Annotated in this window: 13 protein-coding genes; 3 read left to right on the forward strand and 10 right to left on the reverse strand. The window is 55.0% G+C overall.

Features of this window, described 5'->3' with window-relative positions; all coding sequences use genetic code 11:
• Positions 1 to 108: 108 nt before the first annotated feature.
• Positions 109 to 6,135, forward strand: coding sequence for an AAA family ATPase (locus KA369_06695; GenBank protein ID MBP7735646.1), 6,027 nt, complete (start codon positions 109 to 111; stop codon positions 6,133 to 6,135).
• Positions 6,136 to 6,148: 13 nt separating this feature from the next.
• Here KA369_06695 and KA369_06700 read toward each other — a convergent pair whose 3' ends face one another.
• Complete coding sequence (locus KA369_06700) at positions 6,149 to 6,682, reverse strand: hypothetical protein (GenBank protein MBP7735647.1); 534 nt, start codon at positions 6,680 to 6,682, stop codon at positions 6,149 to 6,151.
• 279 nt (positions 6,683 to 6,961) lie between these two features.
• Between KA369_06700 and KA369_06705 the strand changes: the two genes are divergently transcribed.
• Both KA369_06705 and KA369_06710 read left to right on the forward strand, forming a co-directional pair.
• The gene (locus tag KA369_06705) at positions 6,962 to 7,489 is read left to right on the forward strand and encodes a DUF3795 domain-containing protein (GenBank protein ID MBP7735648.1); all 528 of its coding nucleotides are present in this window, start codon (positions 6,962 to 6,964) and stop codon (positions 7,487 to 7,489) included.
• A gap of 9 nt (positions 7,490 to 7,498) precedes the next feature.
• Complete coding sequence (locus KA369_06710) at positions 7,499 to 8,053, forward strand: hypothetical protein (protein MBP7735649.1); 555 nt, start codon at positions 7,499 to 7,501, stop codon at positions 8,051 to 8,053.
• A 4-nt stretch (positions 8,054 to 8,057) separates the two neighbouring features.
• Here the strand turns inward: KA369_06710 and KA369_06715 are convergent, their stop codons facing one another.
• The 9 genes from KA369_06715 to KA369_06755 form a co-directional block, all read right to left on the reverse strand.
• Positions 8,058 to 9,269 carry a beta-lactamase family protein gene (locus tag KA369_06715; protein MBP7735650.1) on the reverse strand — a complete coding sequence of 404 codons (1,212 nt, stop codon included), beginning with the start codon at positions 9,267 to 9,269 and terminating at the stop codon, positions 8,058 to 8,060.
• 136 nt (positions 9,270 to 9,405) lie between these two features.
• The gene (locus tag KA369_06720) at positions 9,406 to 9,765 is read right to left on the reverse strand and encodes an MmcQ/YjbR family DNA-binding protein (protein MBP7735651.1); all 360 of its coding nucleotides are present in this window, start codon (positions 9,763 to 9,765) and stop codon (positions 9,406 to 9,408) included.
• Between the two features lie 48 nt (positions 9,766 to 9,813).
• Complete coding sequence (locus tag KA369_06725; protein ID MBP7735652.1) at positions 9,814 to 10,629, reverse strand: 4Fe-4S binding protein; 816 nt, start codon at positions 10,627 to 10,629, stop codon at positions 9,814 to 9,816.
• Complete coding sequence (locus KA369_06730; protein MBP7735653.1) at positions 10,626 to 11,945, reverse strand: 4Fe-4S dicluster domain-containing protein; 1,320 nt, start codon at positions 11,943 to 11,945, stop codon at positions 10,626 to 10,628. Before KA369_06730 ends, KA369_06725 begins: the two co-directional genes overlap by 4 nt.
• Before the next feature lie 236 nt (positions 11,946 to 12,181).
• Positions 12,182 to 12,655, reverse strand: a complete 474-nt coding sequence (locus KA369_06735) for a GNAT family N-acetyltransferase (protein MBP7735654.1) — start codon at positions 12,653 to 12,655, stop codon at positions 12,182 to 12,184.
• A 90-nt stretch (positions 12,656 to 12,745) separates the two neighbouring features.
• The gene (locus KA369_06740; protein MBP7735655.1) at positions 12,746 to 14,581 is read right to left on the reverse strand and encodes an apolipoprotein N-acyltransferase; all 1,836 of its coding nucleotides are present in this window, start codon (positions 14,579 to 14,581) and stop codon (positions 12,746 to 12,748) included.
• Positions 14,565 to 14,984 carry an aminoacyl-tRNA hydrolase gene (arfB, locus tag KA369_06745; protein MBP7735656.1) on the reverse strand — a complete coding sequence of 140 codons (420 nt, stop codon included), beginning with the start codon at positions 14,982 to 14,984 and terminating at the stop codon, positions 14,565 to 14,567. Before arfB ends, KA369_06740 begins: the two co-directional genes overlap by 17 nt.
• A gap of 94 nt (positions 14,985 to 15,078) precedes the next feature.
• On the reverse strand, positions 15,079 to 16,200 hold the full coding sequence (locus KA369_06750) for a hypothetical protein (GenBank protein MBP7735657.1): 1,122 nt from the start codon (positions 16,198 to 16,200) through the stop codon (positions 15,079 to 15,081).
• Between the two features lie 223 nt (positions 16,201 to 16,423).
• A complete protein-coding gene (locus tag KA369_06755) occupies positions 16,424 to 17,380 on the reverse strand; it encodes an EFR1 family ferrodoxin (GenBank protein ID MBP7735658.1) in 957 nt (318 codons plus the stop codon).
• Between the last annotated feature and the right edge of the window lie 161 nt (positions 17,381 to 17,541).

The following is a 17,541-nucleotide window of genomic DNA, read 5'->3' on the forward strand; positions in this document are numbered from 1 at the left end:
TCTTACAAATAATTAATTGCGGAAATATTTACCAGTGCGGGCATCCCTGTGTTCCGGCGCGGGAGCCAGCATAACAATAGTTGGGTTATAGTACCGAGTAGTAACCGTATGAAAACTGCGTCCGGCCTTCAGTCACTCCAGGAAAAATACGCCATCATTGATTTGACCGCGGAAAATCTGCACGAGATCAGCTATATCGGCACGGATAATTCGAACAGAAACGTAAGCATCAAGGCATACAAGACCGCAAATCTCACTTCTTTTGAATGGGTGCTATTCAAGCATGAATACGACATGATAAAGAAGCTTGATTGCGACGGCGTGATAAAGGTCTACGATATAGCCGACCATAACGGCATGCCGTCCGTCATCTATGAATTCATAGAGGGGACCTCTCTCCGGAACATCATGGACGGGGGGCGCATTGATCTCGCAAGGACGCTCAATATCGTCCTGCAGCTCGCGTCTTCCCTCGGCGTGCTCCATTCAAGCGACATCATACACCGCGACATCAGGCCGTCGAATATTGTCATAGCCGGCGAAAGCGCCAAGCTGATAGATTTCGGCATCTCCGTCATTTTTAACCGCATGATTGAAAAGATATACCTGCCCGCCGTCGCCAGTGAGATACTCCCGTTCATATCGCCGGAAATGACCGGCAGGATAAACAGGGACGTTGATTACCGGAGCGACCTGTATTCCCTCGGCCTGACAATGTACGAAATGCTGACCGGAGTCAACCCCTTGAAAAGGGATGATCCCCGGGAGGTCATCTACTGCCATATCGCCAGGAATCCCGAGCCTCCACACGTGATCAACCCGGACGTTCCGAGGGTGCTTTCCGCGATCGTCATGAAGCTCATAGCCAAGAATCCCGAAGACCGCTATCAGAACAGTTTCGGCCTCCATGCGGATATAATCAGGTGCATAAACGGCCTTGACGGCCTGGGGAGGATCCAGCCCTTCGCGATCGCCTCTGAAGACATTGCGAGCAGGTTCACGATGCCCCAGGTCTTCATCGGCCGCGAAAAAGAGCTCGAAACCCTCTTGACGGCTTTCGCGAAGGTGTGCTCCTCTTTCCGCCAGTCCGGGAAGAGTAACGGCGAGGGCGGCGTGGAGCTGGTGATGGTCCACGGACACCCCGGGATCGGGAAGTCGACGCTGATAGGCGAGATATCCAGGCGCATCATCGAAAAGAACGGTTATTTCATTTCCGGCAAGCATGATGAAATCAAGAGGAACGTCCCGTACAGCTCCATCATACAGGCCTTCCAGAGACTGGTCAGGGAGCTGCTGTCTGAAAGCGAGGATCGTATCGCGCGATGGAGGGATCTGCTCCGTGAAGCGCTGCACGATAACGGCCGGGTTATCACCGATGTCATTCCCGATGTTGAGCTTATAATCGGGAAGCAGCCTGAAGTGCTTGACCTGGGAGCCGAGGCCGCGATGAACAGGCTCAAGCTGATGTTCCTCGGTTTTATAAGAGCCCTTGCCACGGCGGATCATCCTCTGGTGCTTTTCATCGATGATTTCCAGTGGGCCGACTACGCGACCATGAATCTTGTCAAGTCGATCCTCGAGGACGACGAGATGCACAACCTGCTGATGATAATCTCCTACAGGGATAATGAGCCGGAAAAGCATCTTCCCCAGCATGAGGCCGTCAACTACATCAGCAACCTTGATGTTTCCATGCATTCCATCAAGGTGGAGCCCTTCGGTCTTGATGACACGATGCGGTATGTCGCGTGTTTCCTCAGGAAAGACGCGATCGAGGCCAGGACCCTGGGCGAGCTCGTGTATGAGAAGACGAGGGGCAATCCCTTCTTTATAAACCAGTTCATGAAATCCATTTTTGACGTCAATGTGCTGGCCTATGATCCGGCGGGCGGGTGGAAGTGCGATTTTGACGCGATACGGCAGATGCCGGTGACCAGTAACGTGAGCCATCTCATGATGCGGGATATCATGACGCTTCCGCCGGAGACGCTGCGGGTCCTGAAGATATGCTGCTGCATGGGGAGCAGATTCGAGCTTGAGATAGTCGCGGATGCCGCCGGCATTTCCCTTCAGGCCGTTCTCGCCGAAATGAGCCCCGTGATCAAGGGCGGGTATGTCACGATCGCCGGCACCACCTTCAAGTTCGCCCATGACCGCATTGTGGAAATGCTCTATTCCCTCATCCCGGAAGATGAACGGTGGAGAACCCACTACAGCATAGGTAACCTCATTCTACAGAGGACATCTGAAGACGATCTTGATGATTCCATCATAACCATCGTGAGTCAGCTGAACGCGGGCCTTCCCTGCATCGTGGCCGATGAAGAGCGCTACCGCGTGGCGAAGCTCAACCTGGCCGCGGCGCAGAAGGCGATGGCGTCCGCCGCCTACCAGTCGGCCCACATGTATTTAAAGACCGCGGCCGGCATCGTGGGAGACGATTGCTGGAATCGGGATTACGACTTCGCCCTTTCCCTGTTCACGAAGGGTGTCGAGGCGGCGTTCCTGGTGACGGATTTTGCGTACATGGATTCCCTGGCGAAAACCGTTCTCGCCAACGCGAGGGACATCCTTGATACCATCATCATACACGAGCGCGTTATCCAGATGCTTTATGCCCAGAACCGCCTTCGGGAGGGTCTGAGAGAAGGGCTCCAAGTTCTGACAAATCTCGGCATGCCGCTGCCGGACAATCCGACGAGGCTCCACATCCTGACGGCGCTGGTAAAGACGCGGCTTATGCTGAAATGGAAGCGGATCGAGGACCTGGAGAACATGAAGGAGATGGATGACCACAAGATGCTGGCGAGCGTCTATATCTTTAATTACCTGAGTGTCGCCATCTACAAGACCAAGCCCCGGATCCTCCAGTCCCTTTTGTTCAAAGCCCTCGAGGTTTCGCTCAGGCACGGTAATGCCCCGGAAACTGCCATGAGCTTCGCGGGATATGCCATGATCCTCTGCGGCGCCCTCGGGGACATAGACAACGGGTATGCCTACGGCCAGCTGGCGCTGGCGCTGAGCGAGCGTCCCGGCGGGAAAAAGCACAGTGCCCGGGTCCTGCATCTCGTCAAGAGCATGGTCTGGCACTGGAAAAATCATGTCCGGGAAAGCGTCGAATCTTTGACCGAGGCGTATCATCTGCAGCTTGAAATCGGCGATATCGAGCAGGCAACGTCGTCGGCGAACCTGTTCTGCCTCTACTCCTACCTGTCCGGCATGCCCCTTGACGCGGTGCGGCAGAGGATGGATTATTACTACCGGGTGATCAGGCAATTCAGGCAAACGACCAATTTCAATTATCTCGCCATATCGTACCAGGCGGTCTTGAACCTGTCTGGCGAATCGGGAGATCCCTGCTGCCTTCAGGGAGAGGCCTACAACGAGGAGACCATGGCGCCGGTCCATGAGGCCGCCAATGACCGTTCGGCCATCGCCCTTGTCCACATTCATGGGTTGATTGACAATTACCTGTTCCACAACTTCGAAGAAGCGATGCGGCATGCGAACGCGGCGCGGGAGAATCTCGACGGCCTGGTCGGAGTGTTCATCGTGCCTGTTTTTTATTTCTATGATTCACTGGCTCACCTGGCGGATTGCGAGAGGGCTTCAAGAATGGAACGCCGGCGCCGCCTGGCCCATGTAGCCGGGAATCAGAAAAAGATGCTGAAATGGGCGTCCCATGCCCCCATGAACCACCGCCACAAGTACTATCTCGTCGAGGCTGAGCGGTTAAGAGTGCGGGGAGACGCTATGGGGGCCATGCGCCATTATACAAAGGCGATCGAGGGGGCCCGGGAGCATGAATTCATGCAGGAGGAGGCGCTGGCCTTTGAGCTGGCGTCGCGATTCCATAGCGCCCAGGGGCAGGACCATGTCGCGGGGATATATCTCCGCGAAGCCCTGCGCCTCTATGACGCATGGGACGCCGCGGCCAAGGTACGGCATATGGGAGCCGCCTATCCGCAGCTTGCGTCCGCGGATACGGACAGCGACCGACGGCAGGATGCCCGTTCCTCCCTTGCGCGCGACCAGGATGGGAAAAAAATTGACGCAGCCGGCGCCCGCGCCCTCGACCTGGTAATGGTCGTCAACGCCCTGCAGGTCATCTCCCAGGAGATAGAGCTGGAAAAGCTCATAGAACGCGTTATGAGGCTCGCCATCGAAAATGCCGGGGCGCATCGAGGCGTCCTCATCATGCAGAGGGACGATGACCTGTATGTCGAAGCCGAGGGCCTCATGGGGGATACGCCCCGGATCCTGCTCAAATCGGAAGAATTGAAGAATTACAAGGCCATCCCGGTGTCGATTGTCAATTATGTAAAACGGACCGGCACTATCGTGGCCCTCAATGACGCTGCGCACCAGGGAGGCTATGAGCACGACCCGTATATCCGGGAGAATGAAACGCGGTCGGTCCTCTGCGTTCCGCTGATACGGCAGCAGGTCATGAAGGGCATCATTTACCTGGAAAACAATACGACCATCGGCGTATTTTCTCTGGAACGGATCGAGATGGTCAAGTTGTTCTCGACCCAGGCGGCGATTTCCCTTGAGAACGCGATCCTCTTTGAGAAAAGACATGTCGCGGAGAAGGTGCTCAGGGAAAGCGAGGAGAAATACCGGCTGCTGATTGAAACGATGAACGACGGCGTCGGCATCGTTGATGCCGGGGGGGTGTTCACCTATGCGAATAACACTTTCTGCGAGATGCTCAGGTATCCGCACGATGAGATTATAGGGAAGAAGCTCGACGATCTGCTTGATGGCGAGAACAGGATACTCCATGACAAGCAGATGGACCTGAGGCGTCAGGGCAAAAACAGGCCCTATGAGCTTAACTGGATCAGGAAGGACGGAGAGGTCATATCGACCATCGTCTCTCCCCGGGCGATCTTCGATGCGCGGGGCGGTTTTGCCGGCAGCTTCGGCGTGGTCACGGACGTTACCGAGAGAAAAAAACTACAGGAGCAGCTCCTGCAGTTTCAGAAGATGGAGGCCATCGGGACCCTCGCGGGCGGCATAGCGCACGATTTCAACAATCTTCTCACGACTATCATCGGTTACGGCGGCATGCTCCAGAAAAGGATCGACCCTTCCGATCCGCAGTACGAGATCGTCGACGAGATCCTTCAGGCCGCCAACAGGTCGGCATCGCTGACCCGGCAGCTCCTTGCCTTCAGCCGGAAGCAGATGCTGCAGCCTGTCCCGCTGGACCTGAACAGCGTGATCACCAACATGGAGAAGATGCTGCTTCGTATAATCGGCGAGGACATAACCTTCCATACGGACCTGGACAGGCGGGTCAAGATGGTAAAGGCGGACCTCGGGCAGATAGAGCAGGTAATCATGAACCTTGTCGTCAACGCGCGGGACGCCATGCCTTCCGGGGGAAGGCTGACGATCGATTCCAGGAATATCATGATAGAAAGCGGCGATGTCGGGGTCCCGGAAAACGTGTATCCCGGGGAATATGCCTGCCTTTCCATAAGGGACAACGGCGTCGGAATCGACAGCGCCATCATAAAGCAGATATTCGAGCCGTTTTTCAGCACCAAGGACGCCGGTGTCGGCACCGGCCTGGGGCTGTCGGTTGTATACGGTATCATCAACCAACATAAGGGCTGGATCGATGTCGCCAGCGTGCCGGGAACGGGGACGACATTCAGCATATATCTTCCCGTGTTCCATTCAAAGGCTGAAAAGGCCCATGATGAAGTGGGTGAAACGGCAGCCCGCGCCGCAGATTACAGGGGAATGGGCCAGAGGATCCTGCTGGTGGAAGACCAGGCCGATGTGCGGAAATTCATCATCACCGTACTGAAGGAAAGCAACTATATTGTTTTCCCCGCCGCCAGGGCCGGCGAAGCCATGGAGTTGTTCGAGAGGGAGAAGGGGAAGTTCGACCTGGTGATCAGCGATGTGGTGCTGCCGGACATCAGCGGACTCCGGCTCATTGAAAAGCTGCTGGCGATGAATCCGGGCCTAGCGGTCATCCTGAGCAGCGGTTATTCCGATCAAAAATCGGAATGGGAGCGCATTAATGATATCGGCTATGTTTTTTTGCAGAAGCCGTATGCCGCGGAAAAGCTCGTGTTGACGGTGCATGATGTGTTGAGGAATTCCCGGAGATAGGTATCGGATCGCGCTATTTGATCGTATATGACCTGAACAGGACTATGCCCTTTTCGTTCTTGAACTCGTACATCTTTTTGGTCTTCTTATCCTCATAGAGTATGCTCGTCAGGTTGTCGGTTAATTTCGACGATACCATGGTCAAGTAGTTCTTGCACTTGAATTTTTCCAGTATGAGCTTTCTCACCACGTCATTGTTGTATGACTGGTCGTTTTCCATTTTCACGATGTGCTTGAGGTATTTGGCGATTATCAGGTTCAGCACGATGCCGGTTTCGAACTTGAAAGCGAGGTCCTGCGCGGTTTCGCGTATCGTCACGTTGCATTGCTGGGTTTCGGCGCTGGCGCCATCCACGTTGTAATTGTAAATTATCTCCAAGGTGTAAAGGTTCCCCTGGTTCTGTGAAAGCCATGCCCGCAACGCGTCTTTTATTTCTTTTATTTCCCTGTCGGAGAAGTCAAAATCGAGGCGGAACCTGACTTCCTGCATCAATTCAGCCTTGACTTTGAGAAAAGTCCGCTTGTACATGGTGATGTTAAAGTCCATGGTAAAGACCTCCCTTGGAGCGCCGTCAGCTAACCTGTCCGATATTTAATACAGCCCGGTTAAGACTTTATATTATTTAAACTGAAATATAGGCAAGCAAAAAATGGATATGATGTCAGATAACATGGAGTATTCATGTGACCGCTCCGGTGTTAGAGCGGCGATAATAACGGGTAAATCTGGTTGACACGCAGCGAATTTGGCCGGATATGATATAAGGATAAGAGCCGGTTGGACAGGTCGCGCATGGCGCTGGAAGCTATTTTTCGGGGGTAGCCAATGGAAGGCTGGAACGAGGATGAATTCAGGAACAAATACCTGATGGCGCCGTGCGGCTTGTATTGCGGCACCTGCGGCGTGTACATAGCGACGCGTGACAATAATGAAAAGTTCAAGGGCGTCATGGGCGGCCTCTACGGTACAAAACCGGAAGATACCGAATGCCGGGGCTGCATGCAGCCGGAGCCGCCCGAAAAATTGTACGGCTTCTGCAGAATTTGCAAGATACGGCAGTGCGTGCGGTCCAGGGATTACTATTCCTGCCACCAGTGCGGGGAGTGGCCCTGCGCCATGATTAAAGAATTCGGATTCGCCACCGGCGTCAGGGTCATGAAAAGAACGATCCCGGTGTGGCGCCAGAAGGTCGCCGAGCTTGGCGATGAGAAGGGAAGCGTGGAATGGGCGCGATACGAGTGCGGCCGGTACCATTGTCCTTCATGCGGGAAGCCCCTCTTCCGGGGCGCCCAGAGATGCAGGGCCTGCGGCAGGTCCGTGGCTGACGAGCTGGACGGATCGCCCCGGCAGTGAGAGCGTAACGTGTCTTTTCCTCTTGAAATACCATATCTGGCAGAAGGGCTGGCGGCCGCCGTGTCGCTCCTCCTGGCGTTCCTGTATTACAGGGTAAGAAACCCGTGGTGGCGGAGGGTCATCAAAAGGGCCGTCGAATATCACCGGTACCACTTTTTGATCATCCGCAACGATAGGGACGCCAATGACAAGACCAGGGACCTGGCCTACGAAATGCTGATGGTCCTCGACAGGCAGTTCCGTGCGGACATGGAAGGCTCCCCGGGCATGAGGATGATCTTCAGGTCCCAGCTCGGGGAAAAATCGACCCTGCTGTCGCTGTATGAAATCTTTGAAAAGCTCTACCGTGACAGGGCCTTCACCGGCAGCTCCGAGCTCGACGGGAGGCTGGAGCGGCTCTTCCATACCATGTCGAGCATGATTTACCGCTACTACATGATGACGTCGGTTTTTGGGATAGTCGCGCTGCTCTACATGGACCTGGCGCTCCTCCTTTCCATAATCCGGGTGGATAGGCGCGGGTCGTCGCGCCTGTTCCGCGATATCGCCTCGGGCAAGGCCTGAAGCGTCATGGCATGGCGTTGACGTATTCGAGGATGATGTGCAGTATGGTCCACCGTTCGGGATAGTGGTCGTTGATCAGCACTGCCACGCTGAGGTCCTTCGCCGGAATGTGAAACACGAGGCTGTTGAAGCCCATGATGGTGCCGGTATGGCCCCACAGCTCCGCGCCGCTCCGGTGCCTCACGTACTCGATCCCGCACCCGAAGGTCCGTTCAGTGAAATAATCCGAGGAGACGGCGCCTGCCTTGAAAAAATCGGCGGCGAGATACCCTTTGGACCGCTGCAGCTGATAGTACTGCTTCACCCACCGCGCCATGTCGCCGGCCGTGGAGACCATGTTGCCGCAGGTCCAGGTCGATGAGTACATCGCCGTTGCGTCCTCCGTGATATAGGCGCTGGACTTGACCCAGTTTCCAAATATATCCTTCTCGTATCCGATCGCCATGTTGCCGGGGATGGACTTCAATCCGGGGTACGGATCAACGCCGGCCATATAGGTGCTTCCCAGCCCGAGGGGGGACAGGAAATACTCCGAGATAGACTCCTGGACCTTTATCCCTGTCGCCTGCTCGATAACCATGCCGAGGAGAATATAATTCGTATTCGAATACTTGAAGGCGTTATTTCCCCTGTTGGCGTTGTCATAGGTGTAATCGGGAGAACCGACGTAGGACAGGGTCTTGATATGATCCCAGGCCGAATTCGGGCTTGCGTAAACCGCGGTGTAATACGTTGCGTCTGCCAGGTAGTCCCTGATCCCTGTCCGGTGATACAGGAGGTCCTTTACTCGTATGGATGGATTGATCCTGCTTTTATGCGAATCGCCGAGCATGCCCGTTTCATAGAGGAGCTTTTGAAGCGTGTCGTCAAGGCTGAACTTGTTCGCCTCTATCAACTTGAAAACGCTTCCGGCGATAAACATCTTTGTGCAGCTCCCGATGCTGAATCGCGTATCAATGGTTACCGGATTGGTCCCGTCAGCCGCGTTGGAAACGGCGCCTTCCGCTGTTCCGTCGCCGCGGATGATCATGGCGGAAATGCTTTTTGTTTTCGTCACGGTACGGGCAATGTCGATGGCCTGGTCCAGAGACTGCGGCGGGGCCGACAGAAGGAGGGCCAGGGTGCGCGACTTGTTTTTGTTTTTATAATAGGAGCAGCACTGGGTGCAGAGGACCGCCAGTGCGATAACGGCGAACAGTGATTTGTTTGATCGCATCGGATACACCCCCCGATTGTGTAAACAGTATATATTATTAATTCCATGGGATGTCCAGTCAAAATCTGATCCATCACAGATCATCCCATCGTTTCTTGGATCGTATCCAGTATACAGAGGAAAATAATTCTAGCGGTTATAATCCGGCAATGGATTCGCGGACTTTTTTAGGGAGCCCCCCGAGAACAAGGCTGTAGGAGTGGTCTATCATTTCCAGGATTTCCCCATCCGGTATGGCGCCGTCGACAAGGACGGTGTTCCAGTGCTTCTTGTTCATGTGGTAACCCGGGGTGACCTGGGGATACCTTGACCGCAGCTCCAGGGAGAGGTAGGGATCGCACTTGAGGTTGATCGATAGTTCTTCCGCGTCGATGTCGGTGAGAGCGTACATCTTTCCGCCCACCTTGAACACGAGGGTCTGGAAGTCGAAGGGGAAATCCTCGGCGCTCCCTTTCTTTGCCGCGCAATGGGCCCTGATGTCCCGGAGGGTCAGCATGGATTAATGCAAGCTCCAACGGTTGGGGAATCCGGCGTTTTTCATCGCCTATGACACGTCCACGTAGGAGCTTATTCTCCGGAGAACATCCTCATGGAAACGGGGATTGTCGAGCCTGATCGAAACCGCGCCATTGGGACAGTACCGCTCGCACCTGCCGCAGCCGCGGCAGAGATCGCCATGGACGGCCTTCCCGTCCCTGATCGTGATCGCCCCGAAGCGGCAGTACCGGAGGCATTCGCCGCAGCCTTTGCAGTCGCCGGAGACTTCTATGGACAGTCCCTCGATGGGCCTCATAACCTCGTTAAGATGGCGCGGGTGGATATGACGGAAGTAGCCCATCATGCAGCAGCAATGGCAGCAGAAGCACACGCTGAGGAGCCGGCCCCGGTCCCGCTCCAGGAAGATAAAATTGTCCACCCTGATCTTGCCGATGACCGGCGTGAGCCCCAGGGAAACGGCGGTCTCAACGTGTCGATGGGCTTCCTCGGGCGATACCCGTTTCATGGTGCCCGGGGATAGTGCAAGGGCCGTGGGGCCCATGAATAGGCACCCGATGGTGTCCGGGAAGTGCTCGCACCCCTGGGCCAGGCGGCACCCGCAGGTCTCGCTCACAACGTGGTATGGCGTCATGTCGATGAAGTCGTGAATGATCTTCGGCGGCAGGGGAGCGGACCCGACGGCGAGGCCGGCATTGATGGGGATGTAGGTCATCTCGTTCTTCCGCGGATCCATCCAGGGGTTCATCCTGCGGATCAGCGGGATCTTTCCGAGGCGGTACAGGTTTTCGAGGAGCGCCATGCCGGGACGCATGACCGCGCCGCGCCTGTAGAGCCATTTCAGAAAATGTTTCTTTGGCTTCATCCTCTTCCCTCCGGGGACCCGGGCGCCGGCCCTTTCCCCGGGCCGAAGCGTTCAAGGAGCCGTTCCAGGTATACCGATTTCATCTGCCTGCTCGCCATGATCCGCTTCGCCGGCGGGAGCCGGAGGATGGCACCGAAAAGGGCCGCCATGGCCCGGTGGCTGAAGAGGGCCCGGTTATCGAAGATAAGGTCCTGGAGCTTTCCCCGCTCGATGGCCATGAGGACGCTCCGGTGGGCCGTCGTCGCCGGGGTGATGACCCGCCGCTCCCGCGCCGTCATGGATATGGAACGGGACTGGCACACCCTGGCGCAGACCCCGCACCCGAGGCAGATCTCGCCGTTCAGAAGCGCGGTCTTCGCCTTCGGCCTGGCCGGGTCATTGGCCGACACCAGGGCCATGGCCTCCACCGGGCAGGCGTCGACGCATTTGCCGCAGCCCGTGCAGGCGCCCCGGTCAATGCACGGCAGGAAGTTTGTGGTGCTGACGGGCCTCAGGAAGGCGAATTTTCGGGCCGCGATAAGGGCCTCGCAGCAGCAGCCGCAGCAGTTGCAGATGAAGGCCGCGTCGTCCCTTACGTTTTCCGCGCACTGCACCAGGTTGAGGTCATGGGCCCTGGCCAGCTGGTCCAGGCCCTCGCTGACGCCGACCTCCCGGGCGAAGCCGTTCTTTATCAGCGACGCTGCGGTCCCGCCGAAGGTCATGCAGATGTCGAGGGGCGCCTTGCAGGCGCGGCCGTTGTGGAGCATCTTGTGCCTGCAGTAGCAGAGGCTGATACCCCTGTGGGAAGCACTCTTTATGGTCTCGCTCGCCCGTTCATAGTCGAGGATCTCCACCGCCATTGTTTCGGGGAGCACCGATTCGTTGACAAAGACCTTTACCATCTTGGTCTCTCCCCTGACGAAAAGATCCTTGATGAAGTCCTCTTCGACGTTGATGTACTGATAGAACAGTTCCGCCAGGGTCTTCTGGTCGATGTCCGTCCTGGTTCTCATCATGGAGAACTCGAAGAAGCCCGCCATGGGGGGCGGCAGGGCATACTCCTTTCTCCCGTTGATCTCCAGGTCGACGATGAGCGCCTTGGCGGCCAGGCCGTCCAGGTTTTTCCGTGCCGTGGCCGCGTCGGTTTTCCAGATGGCCGCCGCCTTTTCCACGGTGAAGGGCTTGAGCGGTAGCTGCGCCGCGAGGGACGCCTCTTTTTCCGTAAAAAGGACCTTTAATATATCGAACAGCAGGGCAGTGGGCGGGGCTCCCTGGGGAAAGCGGTTGATCCGCTCCGCGAGGTTTTCGTATACTTGATTATTTCTTTTTATTTCCATAATTCTTACATTATTAACCGAAAGTCGGTCGGCTTGTTTGCGAGGGGGCCATAGCCCCGGGTTTAAACCCGGGGCTATGGCCCCCTTCGCGCTCCCCTCTCCGGGTCGCTCAGGCGCCGCGACCGGCTAGGCTTTACTTAAGAAAAAACTTATCCTGCTCGGCGTTCGTATGCGGCCTCCTGCGGACGAACGCCTCCCGCGGCATCCCTGCCGCGGGTCTTAGCGGTGTATTATCCTTAAAAAAAAATTTCCTGATAGTAATTATTTCCTTTAAATCCATTTTTCTCATACCATTCGTATGAATTTTCATTTGAAATCAGACTTGCTTTGCTGACATTGTTTTCTTTAAAAAAATTTATTATTGCCTTAATTATTTGTGTTCCATATCCTTTTTTTCGGTATTCCTCCTTTGTGTTCATGTTGAATATATAACCTTCTAAACCAGGGTTGTCCAAGTTGACTGGTGGTTTATGTATTATTGCACCCATTCCAATCGATACTATTTCTAACGTTGATTGATTTTCATAAAAATAAATTATCATTGTATCTGATAGCAAATTACTTTCAAAGTAATTATAATTAATTTCAAACATTTTATTAAATTCATAGTCGGATTTAATTTTTCCAACTTCTTTCCACAAGTTTAGCCGTAAATTAATAATTTTCGGCAAATCTTTAATTTCCGCTTTTTTAAAAAATAATTCATTCATTTTGTTAAATGATTCCGGGCTTGACTTGCGTCCAGTTAATATATGAGATCAGCATTATTGATTGTTGTTTTTTAATACATAATGTCAATGCTATTCTCTGCGTGCCGCCATTTTACAGATTAACAGGAAAATCATCACCCCGACCGGAACAACCATCCACCAGTCCCCGAACCTGGTGTAGACCGTTAACATTTCACGGTTGATCGGCACGTCCAATACCTGGAATCCCTTCGTCTCCGGCGCGGTCATGACCGGGCCTGCGAGGGGAGTAACGTACGCGCCGGTCATGTCGATGAAGCCGGCCGCGCCGTTGTTCACTGACCGCACCAGGGCCCTCCGGGTCTCGATGGCGCGGATCCGGGCCAGGGCGAAGTGCTGGTAAGTTTCGATGGTGTTCCCGTACCACCCGTCCTGGGTTATATTGACGATGAAATCGGGATTTCGCTTGTCGGGGTTATTGAAGAAGGAGCGTACATGGTCCGGCAGGATCGATTCAAAGCAGATGAGGGGGAGAAAATATCCGTCCGGCGAAAAGGCGCGGCCTTCGGGGAATTTCTTCTCGAAATCGCGGGGGCTTGTGCCCCGTACTGATTCGTACCCGAGGATGTCCGCTGTTTGAAAGGGCTTATCCCTGTTCACGACGCTGTAGGCGATCAGGTTCGATACGGCCCCGCTGCTGAACCTCGACGCGCCGATGATCTCCTGCGCCGCTTTCTTAAGGCCCAGGTGCCGAAGCAGGCCCTCGCCCGGCATGTATTCGCCGAAGGCGAGAAGCCTTCTCTTCTGGTACGTGTCGCGGCGCTTCCCGTCCCTGGAATACAGTACCGAGGAATTGAACATGGCCATTTCCTTTCCGCCGCGCCCGTCCGGCACAAACCGGAAGGCGGCCTCGTTAAGGAAGATGTCCGCGTTCCAGTTGTAGGCGAGGAGCTGTGCCATGAGCTCCGCGTCGGGCGAATATTCTTTCATGCGCCTGCTCGCCTCCGTGTCCTCGGCGCACATGAAGGGAACGGCCGATTCCGGGAGCACGATCAGGTCCAGGCGCCCCCCGGAGGCCCGGGCAGCTTCAGCGACAAGGCCGGGAATGGTGTCGAACATGAGCTTGTTCAGGATTGCGGCGTTGACCAGTTTCTCGTCCTCGGGGGGGGCGTTGGGATTGATAATGGCGACCCGCACCGACGGCAGGGTCTTCTGTATCTCCGTCATGCGGTGTATCTGTATGGCTCCGTAGGAAAGGCAGAGAACCAGGAGGAGGGGCATGGGCCAGAGGCGCTTGACGGCAAAGGGCCGTATTAGCGTCTTCAATGATGCGGGCGCGGACTTTGTCCGGATCCCCTCCGAAAGGGCAAGGGCTGCCATGCGCGCCAGGCGGTACATGACATAGCTTATTCCGAAGAGTATCGGCGTGAGCCCGTATATTCCCACCAGGTCCGTCATCTGCGCCATCCACCGGTTCCCTGCGACGAAGTTGCCCCATGTGTAGGGGAAGAGACGGGGGACGCAGTAATCGGAGATCAGGGCCAGGAGCGCCGCCGTAAACCAGCGGGGACGCAGGTATGGCCTGAAACGCCTTCTGAGGGAAATTCCGAAGAGGAGGACAAAGGCCGGTATCTGCAGGTTGAAGAAAAATGCGAAGGGCACGAAGGCCGCCATGGAGGGCCCAAGGCCGAGCCCGGCGAAATTTCGGAAGAGATCTATGACCCAGTAAAAGGTGAACACGCAAAAGAAGAGGGAGCATGAGGCGCCGGCCAGGATAAGCCGGAAAGCCGATGACCGGTAGCGTCCGGCCAGGTAGAAAAAGGGCCACGGCATGAGCCACGCCGTGAGGGGAGCGTTGAAAGGCTCGAGGGACAGGGCAGTGAGAAGGCCCTGGATCAGGCCGAGCAAGGGAATGATCGCCAGGTCGTGCTCAATAAATCTCTTCATGGCTGCGGCTCTTCTTTTTCCTGCCCTGGATCTTTTTATCGTCGAGCCTCTTTTCCTTCTGGGCCCGGCTTACCCCGGTGGGAACGCGTTTTTTCGGCACAACCAGGGCCTTCCGTATAAGGGCCGCGAATTTTTCCAGAACCCGCTTCCTGTTCGCGGCCTGTGAGCGCTGCGATTCCTCATGAATCACGATGGAGCCGTCCCGTGTCATGGCGTTTTTCAATTTTTCCCTTATGCGGCTTTTCTGCTCCGCCGTGAGGCGGCCCGATCCATCCACGCTGAACCTGAGGGTCACCTTGGTCGAAACCTTGTTCACGTTCTGGCCCCCGGGCCCGGAAGAGCGCGATGCGGTGATGGTTATCTCATCGTCGGGGATCGATAGGCGGCTGCTTATTCGTACCATGATGTAAACAAGTATATCCGCATTGAAAGGATGTCAAGCATGTTGCGATGGAACTGTTGGCCGGCGCCGGCTGATCGAATTTTTGCTCGGCGTGTCAGGCGTTCGGTTCGGCGGGCCCGGGATCGGGGTCTTTTTTCGCCAGCAGCTCTGACCTGGTCAGCTCGAACCCGATCTTGATGAAATCCGGGTAGAAAACCACCTTGAGCGGATCGTGATCCAGGGCGTAATTTCTTAAAATGCTCAGGATCAGGTTCAGTCCGAAACCGGCGCCCTCTGCGTAATCGGGCTCTTCGCCGAAGGAATCCTTGTTCTGGTAATCGCTCTTTTTGAGCTTTTTCAGGAGGGCCTGCTTCTCGATCAGCGATATGTTCTGGCTGTTGGTGACCCATATGGCGATGGAGTCCAGCGATGACTGGAACGTGATGTTGATGAAGCGGTCTTCCTGGCGGGCCAGCTCGATGAGGCGCCTGTTCCCGTGTTCCTCGATTTCCCCCTGGAACATGCGCAGGAAGTGGAAATAGTCCCTGTCCTGAGAGACGTTCTGCGGGCGGGCGATGTACTTCTCGAAGAGTATCTTGTAGTTGGCCTTGCTGGCGTTGATGGCCAGCTCCTTGAGGCAGGCGTAGAGCTCGTGCGTGTAGTTTTGTAAATTCTGTCTCGTCAGGAGCATGCCGAGGATCTTCCTGATGAGCTCCCCGATCTTAGGCTCGAGGTCGTAGAGGCGGATCGTGATGCGCCACTCGAGCTCCTTGACGCTCAGCTTCGAGCTCGCAGCCTGGATATCCTTGATGATGCCGGGAATATCCACGTCGTGGCGAAGGTCCAGGATGCGTATCTTTTTCAGAAAATTGATCTCGCGTTCATAGAAGGGATCCAGGAGGAAGCGGTTGACCTCCGGATCGTAAATCCATTTGTTCTTAAGGAGAAGGTTGATGAACTCCTGTTTTCCCCAAACTTTGAGGCGGTTGTTATAAAAACGATTTCCATCGTTTTCGAGCATGATGGTGAACAGGCGGACTATATTTTCTTCCGATTTGAAGTAGTTTATCAGGACTTCAGCCGCGGTCCTCCGGGGCAGTGGCGCGTTTTCGGGAAACCCGGACACCTGGTAGACATTGAATCTCTGGTCCAGGCGTTCTCCGAGGTAATTGGTCTGGCCGGTATCGAGGGAATTCGTCAATACCTTGAGAAACAAGTGGTTGATTTCGATATTCATAACGGTCTCTATCGCGCGCATCCATGATACGCGCTCTATATTTATTTTGTTTTGATAACCGAGAAATCCGGCGTCGTTATTATGAGATTAAAATAGCGTCACCCTGTATAATATTAATAATACCGCTCAATACGTTCAACAACATTTTTAATTGCCCTGCAAAATAGTCGTGATCGGCTCTTTTTAATGCAGCGTTATAATCGGATTTATGTTCCCCCGTAGCTTATATTTTTTTCCGGAGCTCCTCAGGCTCCCGGATGGTTATTTTGTGCTTTTTTAGAAATTCTTTGAAGCCATAGACCCTGGTGCCGAGGAAGTTCATTTCAACCGCCCCAACCGGGCAGTTGTTGACGCAGCCGATACAGGCGATGCAGGCCTTTGTGTTCACGGTATGGCCTGATATATCGATCGCCCCCACCGGACACTTTTCGACGCATATCCCGCATTTGGTGCATGTGTCCTTGTCGATGGTATGCCTGGTTATCATGGCCTTGGTGAATTTCACCTGGAAGGATCCCCTGAGGAATTCGCCGGCGTAGAATTCCTTCGTGATGGATGGGGCGGCTCCGCTCCGGACTGTCGCCAGTACCTGTTTTGCGAATTCACGAACCTTGTCGTATATCTCCTCGTTGGGGCGGTCCCTGTACTTGAGTATTCTTTTTTCGTTCCCCATGGACCAGGTGGGCGCGAAGGTGGACATATTCCCGAACGTCGCGATCCCGGCCGGTATGCCGCCTTTTCCCGCCAGCAGCTCCAGGAGGTACCATGCCGTGTTGTACTGGTTGTCGCCCGGTCCCCCGAAGGTTGAATAGGCCGCCACCGGGGTTCCCTCAATCGATGGGACCGACGCTAGCCATTCCCTCACATTTCCCGGGACGTCGAGATAATATACGGGCGTCCCCATGATGATGAGATCAAAACGTCCCATCGTGGATTCGTCGCATTCGCGTATGTCAAGGGCAGTGACGGTCAACCCGAGCTTTTCCAGGGTCCTGGCGATGAGCCTGCCGTTCCGCTCGGTATGGCCGGCCTGGCTATACCATAGGACGAGGGCGGTTTTCGGCTTCGTGGTTTTCATGGAGTTCCCCGGGGTCTTGATCGATTCTTTGGCGCATCCTGGCACGGCGATCAATGCCGCGGCGCCGGCGCTTTTCAGTAAGAAAGACCTTCTTGTATCCATGGTTTCGGCTCCTGTATGGGTATGCGTGATATTATCCAATCAGCGATTCCCCTGTCAATTGTTTATCGCAGGGAAGGAAAATCCCCATGCCTGTTCAATTGAATGAATGTCGGAGTTTTCTCAATGTGGATTGTGGGCCCATAATTACTTGAATAATAATT

The sequence above is a fragment of the Spirochaetota bacterium genome (assembly GCA_017999915.1).
Classification (GTDB): Bacteria; Spirochaetota; UBA4802; order UBA4802; family UBA5550; genus RBG-16-49-21.

Bases quoted from the DNA above. Each gene is read 5' to 3' on its own strand.
- KA369_06695 (MBP7735646.1), top strand. From the start codon at position 109: ATGAAAACTGCGTCCGGCCTTCAGTCACTCCAGGAAAAATACGCCATC.
- KA369_06700 (MBP7735647.1), bottom strand. From the start codon at position 6,682: ATGGACTTTAACATCACCATGTACAAGCGGACTTTTCTCAAAGTCAAG.
- KA369_06705 (MBP7735648.1), top strand. From the start codon at position 6,962: ATGGAAGGCTGGAACGAGGATGAATTCAGGAACAAATACCTGATGGCG.
- KA369_06715 (MBP7735650.1), bottom strand. From the start codon at position 9,269: ATGCGATCAAACAAATCACTGTTCGCCGTTATCGCACTGGCGGTCCTC.
- KA369_06720 (MBP7735651.1), bottom strand. From the start codon at position 9,765: ATGCTGACCCTCCGGGACATCAGGGCCCATTGCGCGGCAAAGAAAGGG.
- KA369_06725 (MBP7735652.1), bottom strand. From the start codon at position 10,629: ATGAAGCCAAAGAAACATTTTCTGAAATGGCTCTACAGGCGCGGCGCG.
- KA369_06730 (MBP7735653.1), bottom strand. From the start codon at position 11,945: ATGGAAATAAAAAGAAATAATCAAGTATACGAAAACCTCGCGGAGCGG.
- KA369_06735 (MBP7735654.1), bottom strand. From the start codon at position 12,655: ATGAATGAATTATTTTTTAAAAAAGCGGAAATTAAAGATTTGCCGAAA.
- KA369_06740 (MBP7735655.1), bottom strand. From the start codon at position 14,581: ATGAAGAGATTTATTGAGCACGACCTGGCGATCATTCCCTTGCTCGGC.
- arfB (MBP7735656.1), bottom strand. From the start codon at position 14,984: ATGGTACGAATAAGCAGCCGCCTATCGATCCCCGACGATGAGATAACC.
- KA369_06750 (MBP7735657.1), bottom strand. From the start codon at position 16,200: ATGAATATCGAAATCAACCACTTGTTTCTCAAGGTATTGACGAATTCC.
- KA369_06755 (MBP7735658.1), bottom strand. From the start codon at position 17,380: ATGGATACAAGAAGGTCTTTCTTACTGAAAAGCGCCGGCGCCGCGGCA.